Here is a 16,646-nt window from a genome sequence, read left to right as displayed (position 1 = left end):
GCCCCCCCGCTGCCCCCCCCCCCCCCGCTGCCCCCCCCCATGCCCACGCCCGAGCCCATCACCCCGAGCGCCGCTGTTGCCGCGCCCGCCGAACCTGCCAACGTCTACCGCCATGCCGGTTTTGTTTCCTTCCTGATCGCCCGCGTGGTAGCCGTGGTCGCCACCCAGGTGCAGGCTGTCGTGGTGGCCTGGCAGGTGTACGACCTGACCCGGCAGCCGCTGGCGCTGGCCTATGTGGGCCTGGCGCAGTTTCTGCCCATGCTGGCCCTGCTGCTGCCAGCGGGCGACCTGATCGACCGCTTTGACCGCAAGCGCATCCTGGCGCTGGCCTGGTCGGTGGGCGGCGTGTGCAGCGCCTTGTTGTGGTGGCTGTCGGGCCATGGCAGCAGCGGCGTGGCGGGTATTTATGCCGTGCTGGTGCTGTATGGCTGCGCCCGCGCGTTCTCGGGCCCGGCCATGCAGAGCCTGTTGCCACAGATCGTGCCGCGCGCGCAACTGGCCCAGGCCATTGCTGCCAACAGCATGCTGATGCGCGTGGCCAGCATTGGCGGGCCGCTGCTGGGCGGGCTGCTGTACGCGCTGGGCGGCGGCGAGCTGACCTATGCCATCTGCTGCGCCTGCTTTGTGCTGGGCGTGGCGCTGCTGCTGCGCGTGGTGGTGGCCCATGCCACGGCGCCCGGCCCTGCACAGGGCACGATGCTGGAGCGCTTTGGCGCGGGCATCACCTTCATCCGCACACGGCCCATCATTCTGGGCACCATCTCGCTGGACCTGTTTGCCGTGCTGCTGGGCGGCGTGGTGGCGCTGCTGCCCATCTACGCACAAGAGGTGCTGCATGTGGGCCCGGCAGGCCTGGGCGCGCTGCGCAGTGCCATGGCGGTCGGCGAGGTCAGCGCCGGGCTGTACCTGAGCATGCGGCCCTTCAACCGCCATGTGGGCCGCACCATGTTCATCGCCGTGGCGGTATTTGGCGTGGCCAACCTGGTGTTTGCGCTGTCCACGCTGTTCTGGCTGTCGTTTGCGGCGCTGCTGGTGGCTGGCGCCGCCGACATGGTCAGCGTGTACATCCGCGGCGCGCTGGTGCAGTTCTCCACGCCCGACTCCATGCGTGGCCGGGTGAACGCGGTGAACATGCTGTTCATCGGCTCGTCCAACGAACTGGGCGAATTCCGCGCAGGCACGAGCGCCGCCTGGCTGGGCGTGGTGCCTGCCGCCATCGTGGGCGGACTGTGCACCCTGGGGGTAGTGGGTGGCTGGATGCTGGCGTTCCAGACCCTGCGCAAGGTAGACCGTTTTGAAGAGGCCGCGCAGGCCACGGGCGCGGCACCTTTGCCGTAACGCGCCTCCTGCGGGGCGATTCACGAAACCCCTAGGAGCCTGTCGGACTTGGAGCGTCGAAAGCGAGAATCGGCCCCAGCGAGGACAGTTTTTGCCGGATTTGCCGCCCCATAGCCCGGCTATGGGGCAAAAAGACGGTAAAAAATGGACCGCTGCGGCCGATTCGCAGCCGACGATTTCCAGGTCCGACAGACTCCTAGATACATCCTCGCTGGCGTTTGTATCGCGCAGGTAAAACCCGCTGCGCCGCCTTGCACCCTGTGGATCGCAGCGGCACCATGGGGGTCACCATTGGTTGGCAGCCAGCGAGGCACCATGACCCCCCACTCCCCTCCGCCCCTCCACCGCCGCACGCTGCTGCTGGGCATGGCGGCTTTTGCAGCCTTTGGCGCCGCGCCCTTGGCCCAGGCTGCGCCCCCTGCATCGCCCAACGCCGTCAGCACTGGCGGCGGGGCGTCCGCCGACGAACCCACGCAGGTCCACCTGCTCGACCGCGTGACCTGGGGCTGCACCGGCCAGGGCGCGCAAGCGCTGGGTGGCTTGGGCATCAGCGCCTACCTGGCAAGTCAGCTGCGCCCCGGTGGCAACGCACCGTTGCCGCGCGAGGCCCAAGCGCAGATCGACGCCATGGCCATATCGCGCACCCCCATCGAGGCGCTGGCGGCCGACATGGAATCCCGCCACCGCGCCGCCAAAGCCCTGCCTACCGAAGACGAGCGCAAGGCTGCGCTCAAAACCTGGCAGCAGGACATGCGCGCCCTGCAACATGAGGCCGCCGCCCGGTTTGTGCTGCGCGCGCTGTATTCGCCCACCCAGCTGCGCGAGAAGATGACTTGGTTCTGGATGAACCACTTCAACGTGTTTGCCGGCAAGGGCAACCTGCGCGCCTTGGTGGGTGACTACGAGGAACGTGCGATTCGCCCCCATGCACTGGGCCGCTTTCGCGACCTGCTGGGCGCCACCGCGCGCCACCCGGCCATGCTGCGCTACCTGGACAACGCACAAAACGCCGCAGGCCGCATCAACGAGAACTACGCGCGCGAGCTGATGGAGCTGCACACGCTGGGCGTGGACGGCGGCTACAGCCAGCAGGACGTGCAGGAGCTGGCCCGCGTGCTGACCGGCGTGGGCGTGTCGCAGCGGCCGCAGGGCGACGAGCCACCGCGCATGAAGCCCGCGCTGCGCCGCCACTACCTGCGCGACGGCCTGTTCGAGTTCAACCCCCAGCGGCATGACTGGGAGCCCAAGACGTTGCTCGGCCAGCCGCTGCGCGCCGAAGGCCTGGCCGAAGTGGACGAAGCGCTGGACCGCCTGGCCCGCGCGCCTGCCACCGCGCGCTTCATCACGCGCAAGATCGCGCTTTTTTTGGTGGGAGACAACCCGCCCCCCGCGCTGCTGCAGACCCTGGCCCGCAGCTTTGAGCGCACCGACGGCGACATCGCAGCGGTGCTGGAAACGCTGTTCAACACGCCAGAATTCCGCGCATCTCTCGGCCAGCGGTTTCGGGACCCGGTGCACTATGCGCTGGCGGGCCTGCGCCTGGCCCATGGCGACGCTGTGCTGCCCAGCACCGACCCGGCACTGGCGTGGCTGCAACGGCTGGCCGAGCCTTTGTATGGCCGCGTCACGCCCGATGGCTACCCGCTGGACTCCGCGTCGTGGTCGGGCTCGGGGCAGATGAGCACGCGCTTTGAGATGGCGCGGGCCCTGGGTGCAGGCGCTCTGGCAACCCCGCCAGCAAGCGTTGACGCAGCCCCCCGAGCCGCGCCGCGCATGCCGCCCACCCTGGCGCAGACGGCTTACGTGCGCGCCATGGAGCCCACCTGGTCCCCTGCCACAAGCAACGCACTGGCGCAGGCCACCTCACCGCGCGAATGGAACCTGCTGTTCCTCGCATCCCCCGAGTTCATGCACGGATGAAAGAAAACTTCATGCTGCACAGACGACATCTTCTCCAGGCCCTGGGCGCCAGCGCACTCGGTGCGGGCCTGGGCGTGCACAGCGCCAGCGTGCTCGCCGCACCCCGCGCGCAGGACACGCACTTTCTGCTCGTGTTCTTGCGCGGTGGCTACGACTGCGCCAGCCTGCTCGTGCCTACGGCCAGCAGCTACTACTACGAGACGCGGCCCAACATCGCCATCGCCCGGCCGGGGCAGGAGGGCGGCGCCCTGCCGCTCACAGCCGACTGGGGCCTGCACCCGGCACTGGCGGAATCGATGCTGCCGCTGTACCAGCAGCGTCAGCTCGCGTTTGTGCCGTTTGCGGGCACGGACGACCTCTCGCGCAGCCACTTCGACACGCAGGACAGCATCGAGCTGGGCCAGCCCCTGGGCGGGCGGCGTGACTACCGATCGGGCTTTCTGAACCGGCTGGTGACCGAGCTGAACCCGCGCGGCGATAGCACTGCAGCGGCGCTGCAACCCATGGCATTTACCAGCACCCTGCCCCTGGTGCTGCGCGGGGCGGTGGATGTACCTAACACCGCGCTGAGCGCAGGCGCCGGGCGGGGCGGTGTGGATGCGCGGCAGGCCGAACTCATCGCCTCCATGTACCGGGGCACAGCGCTGGCCACGCCGGTGAACGAAGGTTTTGCCACCCGCGACGAAGTGGCCCGCACCATGCAGGGCGAGATGGAGGCCGCCAGCCGCAATGCGCTGAGCACCAAGGGCTTTGAGGGCACGGCCCGGCGCATGGCGCGGCTGATGCAGTCGCGCTACCAGATCGGCTTTGTGGACGTGGGCGGCTGGGACACGCATGTGGGCCAGGGTGCCGCCACCGGCGCGCTGGCCAACCGCCTGGAGGAACTGGGCCGGGGCCTCGCAGGCTTTGCCGACGAGATGGGCCCCGCGTGGAAGTCCACCGTGGTGGTGGTCATCAGCGAGTTTGGCCGCACCTTCCGCGAGAACGGCAACCGGGGCACAGACCACGGCCACGGCACGGTGTTCTGGGTGCTGGGTGGCGGGGTGAATGGCGGCCGCATCGTGGGCGAGCAGCAGGCGCTGACCGCCACCACGCTGTTCCAGAACCGCGACTACCCCGTGCTCAACGACTACCGCAGTGTGCTGGGCGGGTTGTTCGCGCGGATGTACGGGCTGAACGCGGCGGCCCTGGGGCGGGTGTTTCCAGGAACCCAAGGCGCGGACCTGCGACTGGTCTAGCCGCGCTCGCGCTCCACGCCGTTCACTATATTTTGATAGCTTCTGAGGCATGCAGTTGTAGCGCTTCAGGCGACTTTCTCTCCAAATCACCCCAGCACTACGCGTTGAAGGTGCCTGTCAACAGTTCGGGCAGGCGCTCCACCTTCATCTTGAAGCCACAGGCCTGCGCGTGGCCGCCGCCGCCCATGCTTTCGGCCAACGCGATGCAGTCAAAGTTGCGCTGCGAGCGCAGCCCCACCTTCACGCCCTTTTCGCCCGCGCTCCACATCAGCGCAAAGGTGCCGGTCTTGGCCGAGAGGATGTCGCCCACCAGGCTGTGGAACATGCCCGGGGCATTGACCATCAGGCCCGTGATGCCGTTGAATACCAGCGGCTGCGCGCCTTCGGCAATGTCGGCGCAGAGCTTGCGGTACTTCTGGTCCATGGCCTCGCCGCGCACCGTGAACTGCTGGAGCTGCTCGGGCGTGAAGTCTGCAATCTCCCGCCAGCGCGCAAAGCCTTGCTCCTCCATGTCCAGGGCCGACAGGAAGGCCGCGCTCTCGGCAAACTCCCACTTCCAGATGTCGCGGTCTTCCACGTATTGCAGCAGCGCGGGGATGGGTGCATGGGGGTGAAAGAACTCCCACGCCAGCCGCGCGCCCGACTTGTTCATGTCAAAGTGCACCACGCCGCAGCGGCAGGCAAAGCCGGTCAGCTTTTCGGCGGCGCTCTTGTGGTGGTCCAGCATGACCAGCTTGGCGGCGCGCTCGTCGATGGCCGCCATCACCTCGTTGGCAAACGAGAAGTCGAGGATGTACACCGCGCGGCCTTGCAGGGGCGGCAGGTCGTCCACGGTCTTGACATCGCCGTGGTCCAGCCCCACGTATTCAGCCTGGTCGCCGTAGTACAGCCATGCGGCCAGCGCCGCGCCAAAGCCATCGGGGCAATTGCGCCCGTGGTAGAGGATCAGCGGCGCGGGGTCGTTCTTGTCGGGGGCAACCAGCAGTTGCAGGGGGAGTATGGTTTTCTTCGTCATGGCCCCCGATTGTCGCCGGGGCATGGCAAGGCACCGAGCGCAACCTGCGCAGCCAGGGAGTCCTCCTCCCGTTAACGCAGCGGAACCAACGCCGCCCCCGACGCATCCATCCTATTTACGCAGCCTCGCAAGCCAACGATGTTCCAAGCCCTCAAAGACCTTCTGGAAAGCATTGCTCCCCTGCACCCCACGCCATCGCCCGCCGAGCGTGCACGGGCACTGCAACTGGCAGCCGCCGTGTTGCTGGTGGAGGTGGTGCGCACCAAGGCGACCCTGGGCGAAGCGGAGCGCAGCGTGATGGAGAGCGCACTGCGCCAGCAGTTTGCGCTGTCGGACGAGGAACTGCAGGCACTGCTGGACCAGGCCACCACCACCTCCCGAACGGCCTACGACTACCAGCACTTCACCAGCCAGTTGAACGAACACTTCACGCAGGCCGAGAAGATCCGGCTGGTCGAAGCCATGTGGCAGGTGGCCTATGCGGACGCACGGCCGGATGAGAACGAGATGCACACCATCAGCAAGGTGGCGGGCCTGCTGCATGTGACGCACGGCGAGTACATCGGCGCCAAGATGCGTGCGAAGGAAACAAGCCCCCATTGATTCGCTTCGCGGTTTTCCTCCAAGGGATACGCCGCTGGTGCGGCAGAGGCCTTACACGGCGGCCGCTAGTCCGGGCTGCGCGGGCTGTACCGATGTGCCCACACTTCGCCTTCACACCGGCAACCAGCGCCACCAGAACGGCTTGCGCTCCTCCTTCGCACCCTGCGCCTGCAGCATGCCAATGAACTCGGTGCGCCGATAACGGCGCGCAGCCTCCAGCGGGGTCATGTCGTCAAAGTCGGACCGCAGCATCGGGTCCGCCCCATGGGCCAACAGGTAATGCGCAATGGCATCGTGGCCGTGGATGAGGCTGGCCACAAGCGGTGTGCAAAGGATCTCGGGATGCTGGTAGTTGGGGTTCACGCCCGCGCTGATGTGGTGGCGCACCAGCGCCAGGTCGCCGGCCACGGCGGCGGCGTACATGTCTTTCCAGTCTCCTGCGGACATAGACGGGCATCCTTTGTAAGCGTTGAACGGGACCAGTGTAGGCAGCGGCGCGTGCGGCACAATCCGCGCCTTCCCCTAGGGATCCTCTGCACGAATCAGCGCGCCGTGCGCATCAGCGGCCTCGGGCGGTCTGCTGCGTTGCAAATACTCGCAATAGCTACGGCTATTGCTGCGTTTTGCGCCTTGCAACCCCTCCCGATCCGCTGCGCTCACTTGCCGCTTGATTCGTGCAGAGGATCCCTAGCCCGCGATGGCACACACACATTCCTCCATGCCCCCTCCCCTGCACATCCTTTGGCGCGACGAGCACCTGGTGGCCGTGTACAAGCCCGCAGGCTGGCTGGTGCACCGCACGGGGCTGGACGCGGGCGAGACGCGGTTTGTGATGCAGACCTTGCGCGACCAGCTGGGCCAGCATGTGTTTCCGGTGCATCGGCTGGACAAGGGCACCTGCGGCGTGCTGGTGATGGCGCTGCACAGCGATGCGGCGCGGGCACTGTCGCAAGCGTTTGAGCAGGGCGCCACGCACAAGCGCTACCTGGCGATGGTGCGTGGCTGGGCGCCTGAGGCCATCGAGGTGGACCATGCGCTCAAGCCCGATGACGCCCCGACCGATGCCGCCGTGCAGGACGCCCACACACGCTTTCGGCGGCTGGCGCAGCTCACGCTGCCCGAGGCCAGCGATGCGCGTTTTGCCACCACGCGCGCGTCGCTGGTCGAGGCACTTCCCACCACCGGGCGGCGCCACCAGATCCGCCGCCACCTCAAGCACGTGGCCCACCCCATCATTGGCGATGCCACGCATGGCAAGGGCCCGCTCAACCGCTGGTGGGCCGAGCGACTGGGCCAGCAGCGGCTGTGGCTACATGCCTGGCAGCTCAGGGTGCCCCACCCCGTAACGGGGGCGGCGATGACTTTTGACAGCGGGCTGCGCTGGCCGGGACCTGCAGGCTGGGGCTGCGGATACCTCCCCGCCGACGATTCCGCTGTGCCGCCCTGCGTTGACTGGCAGCGGCTGTTTGCGCAGCTGCCCTGGCAAGAGACACCCGCCCCGCCCCCGTAACGCGGGCGACACGGCGACGGCACACCCGTCGAAATAATGGGCGCTCCCAAAAAACAGGAGACACCACCCATGACCGCACCCGCCACCAACCGCGTCCTTGCCCACACGGGTGCGCGCTACCCCATCATCCAGGCGCCCATGGGCTGGATTGCGCGCACGCAGCTGGCCTCGGCGGTGTCGCGCGCGGGTGGGCTGGGCATCATCGAAACATCGTCCGGCGAAACCGCCAACTGCCAGGCAGAGATCACCAAGATGAGCGCGCTGGGCCTGCCGTTTGGCGTGAACCTGCCCATCCGCTTTTTGAAGGACGACGCCATGCTGCGCTTTGTGTGCGCGTCGGGCGTGAGGTTTGTGACCACCTCGGCGGGTAGCCCGGCCAAGTTCATTGCGCCGCTGAAGGACGCGGGGATCACCGTGTATCACGCGGTACCCACGGTGGACGCAGCGCTGAAATGTGTGGATGCAGGCATTGACGGCTTGGTGGTCGAAGGCGGTGAAGGCGGCGGCTTCAAGAACCCCGAAGAGGTCTCCACCCTGGTGCTGCTGCAGGCCATTCGCGCGCAGGTGGACGTGCCGCTGGTCGCAGCCGGTGGCATCTGCGACGGGCGCGGCATGGCCGCAGCCTTTGCGCTGGGTGCCGAGGCCGTGCAGATGGGCACGCGTTTTGTGAGCTGCGCCGAAAGCCCCGTGCATGCCAACTACAAGAACGCCATCGTCGATGCGGGCGTCACCGGCACCTGGATGCTCAACACCAAGGCCAGCCCCTGCATCCGCGCGCTCAAGTCGCAGCGCACGCAAGCCATCCACGAGGCGGGCCTGATGCCCGCCGACAGCTTTGCAGGCATCCAGCGCGTGTACTTTGACGGTGACATGGAGGCGGCCCCTGCATTGGCTGGGCAGACCGTGGGATTGATTGACTCCGTCAAGACCGCGCAGCAGATCATTGACGACACCGTGGCGGAGTTTTTTGCCATCAGCCGGCGCATGGGCGCCCTGGCTGCGGCGCGGTCGTTTGGCTAAAAGGGGCGTCCCCGGCCCGACAAGTGCTGCGGCGGCAACGCATGGATGCGATGTGCTACCCGACCACCGCACCACGGAAAGCTTGTCAGCTTCTGTAAGGGCAGTAACATGCACTTACACCAGAGCAAATTCTCTGCGTGGTAGCCCGAAAGCACCCCGACCATGTTTTTGCCGACCGATGACAAAGCCGTGCTCAGAACGGTTCTGGTCGTCGACGACACCCGCGAAAACCTGACCGTCATCGGCCAGCTGCTGCGCCCGTACTACCACGTGCGCGTGGCCAACTCGGGACAGCGGGCCTTGCAGGTCGCCCACACCCAGCCGGTGCCCGACATCATCCTGCTCGACGTGATGATGCCGGAGATGGACGGCTACGAGGTGCTGGCCGCCCTGCGTGCCGCGCCGGAGACCCGTGAGATCCCGGTGATCTTCGTGACCGCCCTCGACGCCATCGCGGACGAAGAACGCGGCCTGCAAGCGGGCGCGGTGGACTATGTGGCCAAGCCCATCAAGCCCGCCGTGCTGCTGGCGCGGGTGCGCACCCATCTGGAGCTGAAGGCCGCGCGCGACTGGCTGGCCGACCAGAACAGCTACCTGGACGCCGAGGTGCAGCGGCGCATGGCCGAAAACGAGCTCATCAAGGACTTCAGCCTGCACGCGATGGCCACGCTGGCCGAGAAGCGCGACAACGAAACCGGCAACCACCTGCACCGCACGCAGGCCTACATCGAGGCACTGATGCTGCACCTGCAGGACCACCCGCGCTTTCAGCACCTGCTGGGCAGTCCCCACCAGCGCCAGCAAATCGCCAAGGCCGCGCCCCTGCACGACATCGGCAAGGTGGGCATCCCCGACGCGATCCTGCTCAAGCCGGGGAAGCTCACCCCTGATGAGTTCGAGATCATGAAGACCCATGCCCGCATTGGTGCCGACGCCATCGACGAGGCCATCCGCAGCGTGCTGCAGATGGGGCGCCAGCAGCCGGCCCATCCGGCCAGCGCCCCCAGAAACTCGGCGCTGGAGTTCCTGGAGACCGCACGCCAGATCGCGGCAGGCCACCATGAAAAGTGGGATGGCTCGGGCTACCCCGACGGACTGGAGGGCGACGCCATCCCGTTGCCCGCACGGCTGATGGCCATCGCCGATGTGTTTGATGCGCTGATCTCGCGCCGCCACTACAAACGCGCGTTCACGCTCGACGACGCGGTGGACATCATCCGCAACGGCCGTGGCCAGCATTTCGACCCCGACATCTGTGATGCGTTCGTACAGCTGGTGCCGCAGTTTGCAGCCATCGCCGAGCAGTTTGCAGACCACCCGGTGCCCGCGCTGGAGCCGTGAAGCATGCTTGCCTTGTCCCCGGCCATCGCACTGCGCGGCAGCCCGCCCGTCTGCCGGGCCACGGTGGGTGCTTGTGTGCTGGCCGTTGCGGCGGCGGCAGGGTGGCCTGGGGGATGCAGCGCACAGGACCAGGACTTTCAGGAAACTCTCGTCAGCCCCGCCCTGCTGGCGCAAATGCGCCGGGGCGGTTTTGTGCTGTACCTGCGCCATGGCGCCACCGACAGCAGCCGGGTAGACCAGGCCCCGCAGGTGGACCTGAACGACTGCAATACCCAGCGGGTCCTCAGTGATGCCGGGCGGCAGCAGGCGCGCGAACTGGGTGTGACGCTGCAGCGTGCCCGCATTCCCGTGGGCGAGGTCATCCACAGCCCGCTGTGCAGGGCGCGCGAAAGCGCACAGCTCACCTTTGCCACGCAGCCCCAGTTGCTGCGCGCAGAGCCCCTTCTGGCCTACACCGCCAACCTGACGAGCGAGCAGAAAAAGCCGGTGATCGCCGCCACGCGGGCACTGGTATCCACCCCGGTTCCTGCCGGCACCAACCGCGTCATCGTGGCCCACGCGCCCAACATGGCGGACCTGATGGGTTATTTCGTCAAGCCCGAGGGAACGATGATGGTGCTGCGTCCGCTGGGGCAGTCGCGGTTTGAATACCTGGGCAGCATTCCGCCGTCTCACTGGGCCGCCCTGCTGCCCGCCTCCTCCAAGCGCTGACCCATCTCGCGCCACCCCTCGCCCATGCTCCTCCTGCTCAAACGCCAACGGTTTTTTCTGCGTTTCTTTCTGCCAGTGGTGCTGGCCGTTCTGGTGGGCATGGGGTTTGACTACGCAGTGCAGCAGCACACCCAAACCGTGCAGCGCAAAGCACTGCAAAGCCAGGAGGAAGACATCCAGGTGGCCGCCAAGGCGGAGGCCATCAGCCGAAAACTGCTGGAGATCAAGCTGCGACTGACACAGACCCTGACTGTCTCCAAATACCGCGAGGTGGACGAAGCCAAGGCCTACCAGCTCCACGGGCTCATCGTGGACGAAATGGCCGCGCTCGAAAAGGACCTGACGGGGCTGACCACAGCCCACGACTTCTCGCATGTCAGCACCCACTACCCCGCTGCGCTCAGAGCCTTTCAAGAGTTTCGCCAGTTTGCGCTGATGAGTTCGGACCAGATGGCCATCGACCAGTCAGCGGCAGGCGAGCACCTGATCAGCGCCACGGCGTACTACGGTGTGTTCGCACTGCGCATGGGCGACATTGCCAAAACCTTCATGGACCACGCCATAGAGAACGCTGCCAGCACGCGCAACCAGCTGCAGGATTTCGATCGCCGCATGCGCCTCTACAGCACGCTGGCCGCGCTGGTGTTTCTGGCCCTGTGGTTTGTGCTGTCGCGGTCCACATCCCGCCAGCTGGACCGGCTCAACACCATCCTGCAAAAGCTGTCGCGCGGCGAAAGCGGCTTGAGCGACTACAAGACCTTTTCCCGCATCAAGGCCATGGCCGCACGCGAAGGCACGCTCATTGGGGACATGGCCAATGCGGTGCTGGCCTTTCAGAAAACACAGGACGAACGCCGTCTGGCCCTGGCAGAGCTGCACGACCGGGAGGAACTGCACGCCAACATCATCAGCCAGGCGCCCATCGGCATCGTGGTGCTGGACATGCAGACCCTGCAGTTCGTGAGCTTCAACGATGCCACCTACGAATCGCTGGGCTACACGCGCGAAGAGTTTTCGTTGATGAACCTCTACGACCTGCAACTGGACCCGGACAGAAGCAAGGTCGATGAAAAGCTCCAGCGCATTCAGGCCCAGGGCGGCCTGGACTTCGAGACCCAGCGGCGTGACAAGGCCGGCAGCGTCCGCGACTTCTGGGTTTCGATGCGCCCCCTTCACCTGCATGACCGCGACTGTATGACCGGCATCTGGGTGGACATCACCAGCCGCAAGCAGTCCGAGCGGGAACTGGCCCGCTACCGCGACGAGCTGGAACAACTGGTGGCCGAGCGCACGCTCGATCTCGAAAAGACCAGCCAAGCCCTCGCACAGCAGACGCTGGAACTGCAGCACACCAATGCCCAGCTGCGCAGTGCCAAGGCCATGGCCGACGAGGCCAACCAGGCCAAGAGCGCCTTCCTGGCCAACATGAGCCACGAGATCCGCACGCCCATGAACGCGATCATCGGGCTGACCCACCTGATCCGCCGCGACACCACCAACCCGCACCAGCGCCAGCAACTCGACAAGGTGTCGGGCGCTGCCATGCACCTGCTGGCCGTCATCAACGACATCCTGGATTTCTCCAAGATCGAGGCGGGCAAGATGGCCCTGGACCCGACCGATTTCGAGCTGGAGAAGGTGGTGAGCAACGTGTTCACCATTACCGGCGACAAGGCCGAGGCCAAGGGCCTGGAGGTGATGGCCGAACTTGCAGGTGTGCCCCCCATCCTGCATGGGGACGGCATGCGGCTGGGTCAGATCCTGACCAACTTCATGGGTAACGCAGTCAAGTTCACCGAACGCGGCAGCGTGTCTTTGCACGCGTTTGTCACCCACCGCGAAGCCAACCAGGTGCGCCTGCGCTTTGAGGTGCGCGACACCGGCATCGGGCTGAGCCCCGAGCAACAGGGCAAGCTGTTCCTGGCGTTTCAGCAGGCCGATGTTTCCACCACTCGCACCCACGGCGGTACCGGCCTGGGGCTGGCCATCTCGCGCCGCCTGGCCGACCTGATGGACGGGCAAGTGGGTGTGCGCAGCGAGCCCGGTAAGGGCAGCACCTTCTGGTTTGAGGCGCCCTTTGGCATCAGCTCCCAGGCTGCCGCACCGCAGCATGTGCAGGCCCTGCCCCCCAGCACCCGCGTCCTGGTGGTGGACGACATGGAAGAAGCCCGTGAGCTGCTGGCCGACATGCTCACCCACCTGGGAGCGCGGGCCGACGCGGTGTCGTCCGGCGCGCAGGCCGTGCAAGCGGTGGCACAGGCTGACGAACTCTGCGACCCCTACGAGCTGGTGCTCACCGACTGGCTGATGCCGGGCCTGAATGGCACCCAGACCTGGCAACAGATCTGCGCCTTGCCGCTCCAACACCGCCCCGCCTGCATTCTGGTCAGCGGCAGCCTGAGCTGCCCTGCCGACGAGGTGGATGCCGGTCCGTTTGCGGCCTTCCTGCCCAAACCCGTACTGCCCACCGCACTCGAAGACGTGCTGGTGCGCGTGTGGAACCATGCGCAACTGCCAGAGGCCGCTGCACCCGCGTTGGCCGCCGATGCGCCCGTCCGTTTCACCCCGGGGCTGCAATTGCTGCTGGCCGAAGACAACACGCTGAACCAGGAGGTGGCGGGTGAGCTGTTGCGCCAACTGGGCTTTGCCGTGGATATGGCGGGCGACGGGGCGATTGCGGTGGAGCGCGCGCGCGAACGTCACTACGACCTGATCCTGATGGACATCCAGATGCCCCACCTGGACGGCCTGCAGGCCACGCGCCAGATCCGCGCGCTGCCAGGCCATGCGCAGACGCCTATCGTGGCCATGACGGCCAACGCCTTCGCCGAAGACCGCGCCGCCGCGCTGGCCGCTGGCATGAACGACCACCTGCCCAAGCCTGTGGACCCGGCACAACTGGCGCGCGTGCTGGCGCGCCTGCTGCCCCATGCCGTGGACGCCACGGGCGCAACCCCAACGCCCAGCGTTGCAACATCGACCCCCACGCTGCAGAACGAAGCACAGATGCGGGCCCAACTCCAGGGCGTGGCAGGCTTTCAGCTGGAGCAGGGACTGCGGTCGCTGGGCAACAACTTTGCGGCGCTGGTGCGTCTGCTGCAACGCATGGTGGTGGAACACCCCCACGACGCGCAAAAGGCGTTGCAGGCCTGGCAAAGCGGTGACCTGGCTGAAACGCAGCGCATCCTGCACACGCTCAAGGGCCTGGCGGGCACTGCCGGCCTTACCGGCTTGCAGGTGGCCGCGCAGCAAGCCGAGGCCAGGGTGCAAGCCACACCGCAAGGGGGGGTGGATGCCGACACCCAACACGCGCTGCAAGACCTGGATGTGCGACTACAACAACTGGTGCAATCCCTGCACTTCGTATTGGATGCTGCCGCAGAGCCGACCAGCGTGGCCCCTGCAGCCGATGCCGAGCATCTGCGAGCAGGCTTGCGGGCACTGCGGCCCTTGCTGGCCAGCGACGACCTCGATGCCAGCGCAGCCTACGCCGGGCTGCACCCCGCCATGCTGCAGCACTACCCGGACCACGCCCAGGCGCTGGCCCAGGCCATCGATGGGTTCGACTTTGTGCAGGCGCTGGCACTGCTCGACGCCATCCTCGCCACAGCGGACGGTGGAGCCAGTAGCGATGCCGCCCCGGCCAACACGCCCGCGCCCACCCCATCATTAGGGTAAGCGCGGCTGACAAAACTCAGCGAGGCGGCGCGGCGTGCCTGCGCTACACTTTTTGGCCTCGCTGCACACGCCCTGCCATGTGCTGGCCTCTCAACGCGCCAGTCCTGCGGAGCCCACCTTCCCATGCCTTTGCCCAGCCCGCCATTGCCGCGCTTTTTCCCGCGCCTTTTCTTCTCTGCGCAGGCTCCTGCCCCCCATGACCGCCAGCGAGGCCTCGCTGGCGCGCACGCAGCCACAGGGCCACACAATGTCTGAGGCGCGGCCGAGCGCCTCTGCAGGCTTGGCGATGCCCGCGGGCAATCTGCGCGGCATCCTCGCCATGGTGGCGGCCGTGGGCTTCTTCTCGCTGATGGATGCGCTGCTCAAGACGCTCAGCGCCCACTACCCCGCCATGCAGGTTGCGGCGCTGCGGGGCTGGGCGGCGCTGCCGCTGGTGGCGCTGTACGCGCTGTGGCGCGGCGAAGTGCCCCGGCTGCTGAAGGTGCGTTGGCCGCTGCACCTGCTGCGCGGCGGGCTCAACGTGGCCATGCTGGCGCTGTTTGCGTTTGCCATCCGCGAACTGGCGCTGGCCGAGGCCTATACGCTGTTCTTCATTGCCCCTTTGCTCATCACCGCGCTGTCCACCGTGGTGCTGCGCGAAAAGGTGCGCCCCGCTCACTGGGTGGCCATTGTGCTGGGCATGGTGGGGGTGCTGGTGGCCCTGCGGCCCAACCAGGAGGCGTTCTTTACCCTGGGCGCACTGGCGGTGCTGGCAGCAGCCACCTGCTATGCGGTATCGGCCATCACGGGGCGCATGCTCACCCGTACCGATTCCAGCGCCAGCCTGGTGTTCTGGACCACTACGCTGCTGGCGCTGGGCGCCGGCGCGCTGGCGTGGCCCCAGTGGGTGAGCGTGGCGCAGGCCCACTGGCCGCTGGTGGCAGGGCTGGCCGTGACCGGGTTTGCGGGGCAGCTGGCGATCACCGAGGCGTTTCGCCACGGGCAGGCCTCGGTGGTGGCCCCGTTTGAATACACGGCCCTGGCCTGGGGCATGGGGCTGGACTGGGTGCTGTGGCAGACGGTGCCTGGCTACAGCACGCTGCTGGGCGGCGCCATCATCATCGGCAGCGGGCTGTACCTCGTGCGCCAGGAGCGCACACAGGCGGTGGTTCCGCCCTGAACAACGTCAGGCGGTTGCAGCCAGACCGTCGGGCGACGCGCCCGCATGTCTGGCGTCGTACCAGCCGGGTCAGATCGGCCGCGTGAGGTACACCGCCTCGCGGCCCACGATGGGCTCGCGGGTGGGCATGAGGATGGTGCAGTCGTCGCACAGCGCGCGGATCTCGTGCGGGCCGTCGGTGGCGATGAGGTCCCCCTTGGCAAACACTTCAAACCCTTGCACGGGCCGCGTGAAGCGGAAGTCGGTAGTGCGCACCATGCAGGTCTCCAGCAGCTCGTAGCGGCGCTGCTCGGCGGGTGCGGGCCGATCAGCCACCGGCGCGATGAGGCCGAAGTGCACCAGGAAGTCCAGCGCCACGGCCGTGGCCAAGTCAGCCGCCGACTGGCGGAAGTGCTGGCCGCATTCCACCACCACCGCCACACCGCCCCCTTCGGCCTGCCCGTGACGGCCGTGCTGGATGAGCGGCGTGCCCGAGCCCAGGCCGCTGGGCATCACCAGATGCACCGGCGGGCGGCCGATGGCCAGCGCCGCCTCCGCGTTGCGCGGGTAGGCCGGGTACACCCAGAAAGGTTGCACGTCCTGGCTGGTGGAGTGGATGTCGAGGATGTGATCAGCCGCAGCCACCACCGGGCGCAGGACGCGGGCGCGCTGCAGCTCGGGGCTGTCCGCCGTGCCATCCAACTCGGCCGCCGACCAGATGCGGTTGAGGTTGTGCACCAGCTGGCGGCTCTCGAACGGGCGGCTCTGATCAAACGACTCGTAAGCCGCGACGTTGGCAAAGCTGATGGTCAGCGTGCCGATGAGGGGGCGCACGCCCGTGTCCAGCAGATGCGTGGCGGCCACCATGCCGCAGATCTCGTTGCCGTGCGTGAGGGCGTTGATGAGCACATGCGGGCCAGGCTTGCCCGACTCGAAGCGGTGCACATAGTCAATGCCCACATTGCCCTGGCGGTAAGCCGAGAGGTCGCGGGGGAGGACTTCAAAAACGGGGGGGTTCTGCGTCATGGCGGTGAATTAATAAGATGACACATCATTGTCGGCGCAAAGCCGGATCGTTGCAGGGCGCGGTGTACGATGCCCGCCGGTTGAGCCCCTCACGTGCCCTTCTCCGGC

Annotated in this window: 13 protein-coding genes; 10 read left to right on the top strand and 3 right to left on the bottom strand. The window is 67.0% G+C overall.

What is annotated here, in order from left to right:
• The first annotated feature begins 39 nt into the window (after nt 1–39).
• From ACODSM_RS09000 to ACODSM_RS08990, 3 genes are all read left to right on the top strand, one after another.
• Entirely contained in the window at nt 40–1,338 is a 1,299-nt protein-coding gene (locus ACODSM_RS09000) for an MFS transporter (protein WP_488805015.1), read from the top strand.
• A gap of 315 nt (nt 1,339–1,653) precedes the next feature.
• A complete protein-coding gene (locus ACODSM_RS08995; RefSeq protein ID WP_488805014.1) occupies nt 1,654–3,258 on the top strand; it encodes a DUF1800 domain-containing protein in 1,605 nt (534 codons plus the stop codon).
• An 11-nt stretch (nt 3,259–3,269) separates the two neighbouring features.
• Nucleotides 3,270–4,496: a DUF1501 domain-containing protein gene (locus ACODSM_RS08990; RefSeq protein WP_488805013.1), complete on the top strand. Its 1,227-nt coding sequence runs from the start codon at nt 3,270–3,272 to the stop codon at nt 4,494–4,496.
• 97 nt (nt 4,497–4,593) lie between these two features.
• On the opposite strand, the gene ACODSM_RS08985 is transcribed toward ACODSM_RS08990, so the two are convergent.
• Nucleotides 4,594–5,511 carry a DHH family phosphoesterase gene (locus tag ACODSM_RS08985; RefSeq protein ID WP_488805012.1) on the bottom strand — a complete coding sequence of 306 codons (918 nt, stop codon included), beginning with the start codon at nt 5,509–5,511 and terminating at the stop codon, nt 4,594–4,596.
• Nucleotides 5,512–5,649: 138 nt separating this feature from the next.
• Here ACODSM_RS08985 and ACODSM_RS08980 point away from each other — a divergent pair, with 138 nt between their 5' ends.
• A complete protein-coding gene (locus ACODSM_RS08980) occupies nt 5,650–6,114 on the top strand; it encodes a tellurite resistance TerB family protein (RefSeq protein WP_060986117.1) in 465 nt (154 codons plus the stop codon).
• 111 nt (nt 6,115–6,225) lie between these two features.
• On the opposite strand, the gene ACODSM_RS08975 is transcribed toward ACODSM_RS08980, so the two are convergent.
• Nucleotides 6,226–6,561 (bottom strand): ankyrin repeat domain-containing protein, encoded by a 336-nt coding sequence (locus tag ACODSM_RS08975; RefSeq protein ID WP_015015009.1) that lies wholly within the window; start codon nt 6,559–6,561, stop codon nt 6,226–6,228.
• Nucleotides 6,562–6,832: 271 nt separating this feature from the next.
• On the opposite strand from ACODSM_RS08975, the gene ACODSM_RS08970 reads away from it, so the two are divergent.
• From ACODSM_RS08970 to ACODSM_RS08945, 6 genes are all read left to right on the top strand, one after another.
• Complete coding sequence (locus ACODSM_RS08970; RefSeq protein WP_110961017.1) at nt 6,833–7,624, top strand: pseudouridine synthase; 792 nt, start codon at nt 6,833–6,835, stop codon at nt 7,622–7,624.
• A 69-nt stretch (nt 7,625–7,693) separates the two neighbouring features.
• Nucleotides 7,694–8,644, top strand: coding sequence for an NAD(P)H-dependent flavin oxidoreductase (locus tag ACODSM_RS08965; protein ID WP_060986119.1), 951 nt, complete (start codon nt 7,694–7,696; stop codon nt 8,642–8,644).
• 162 nt (nt 8,645–8,806) lie between these two features.
• Nucleotides 8,807–9,985, top strand: a complete 1,179-nt coding sequence (locus tag ACODSM_RS08960; RefSeq protein WP_488805011.1) for a response regulator — start codon at nt 8,807–8,809, stop codon at nt 9,983–9,985.
• A gap of 3 nt (nt 9,986–9,988) precedes the next feature.
• On the top strand, nt 9,989–10,696 hold the full coding sequence (locus ACODSM_RS08955; protein WP_476017698.1) for a histidine phosphatase family protein: 708 nt from the start codon (nt 9,989–9,991) through the stop codon (nt 10,694–10,696).
• 24 nt (nt 10,697–10,720) lie between these two features.
• Nucleotides 10,721–14,374 (top strand): response regulator, encoded by a 3,654-nt coding sequence (locus tag ACODSM_RS08950; protein ID WP_488805010.1) that lies wholly within the window; start codon nt 10,721–10,723, stop codon nt 14,372–14,374.
• Nucleotides 14,375–14,660: 286 nt separating this feature from the next.
• Nucleotides 14,661–15,533 carry a DMT family transporter gene (locus ACODSM_RS08945; protein ID WP_422849678.1) on the top strand — a complete coding sequence of 291 codons (873 nt, stop codon included), beginning with the start codon at nt 14,661–14,663 and terminating at the stop codon, nt 15,531–15,533.
• A gap of 69 nt (nt 15,534–15,602) precedes the next feature.
• Here ACODSM_RS08945 and ACODSM_RS08940 read toward each other — a convergent pair whose 3' ends face one another.
• Nucleotides 15,603–16,538 carry a M14 family metallopeptidase gene (locus ACODSM_RS08940; RefSeq protein ID WP_488805009.1) on the bottom strand — a complete coding sequence of 312 codons (936 nt, stop codon included), beginning with the start codon at nt 16,536–16,538 and terminating at the stop codon, nt 15,603–15,605.
• Nucleotides 16,539–16,646 lie beyond the last annotated feature (108 nt).

The sequence above is a fragment of the Acidovorax sp. FG42 genome, from assembly GCF_057809195.1.
This window is presented reverse-complemented; position numbering and strand designations above follow the sequence as displayed.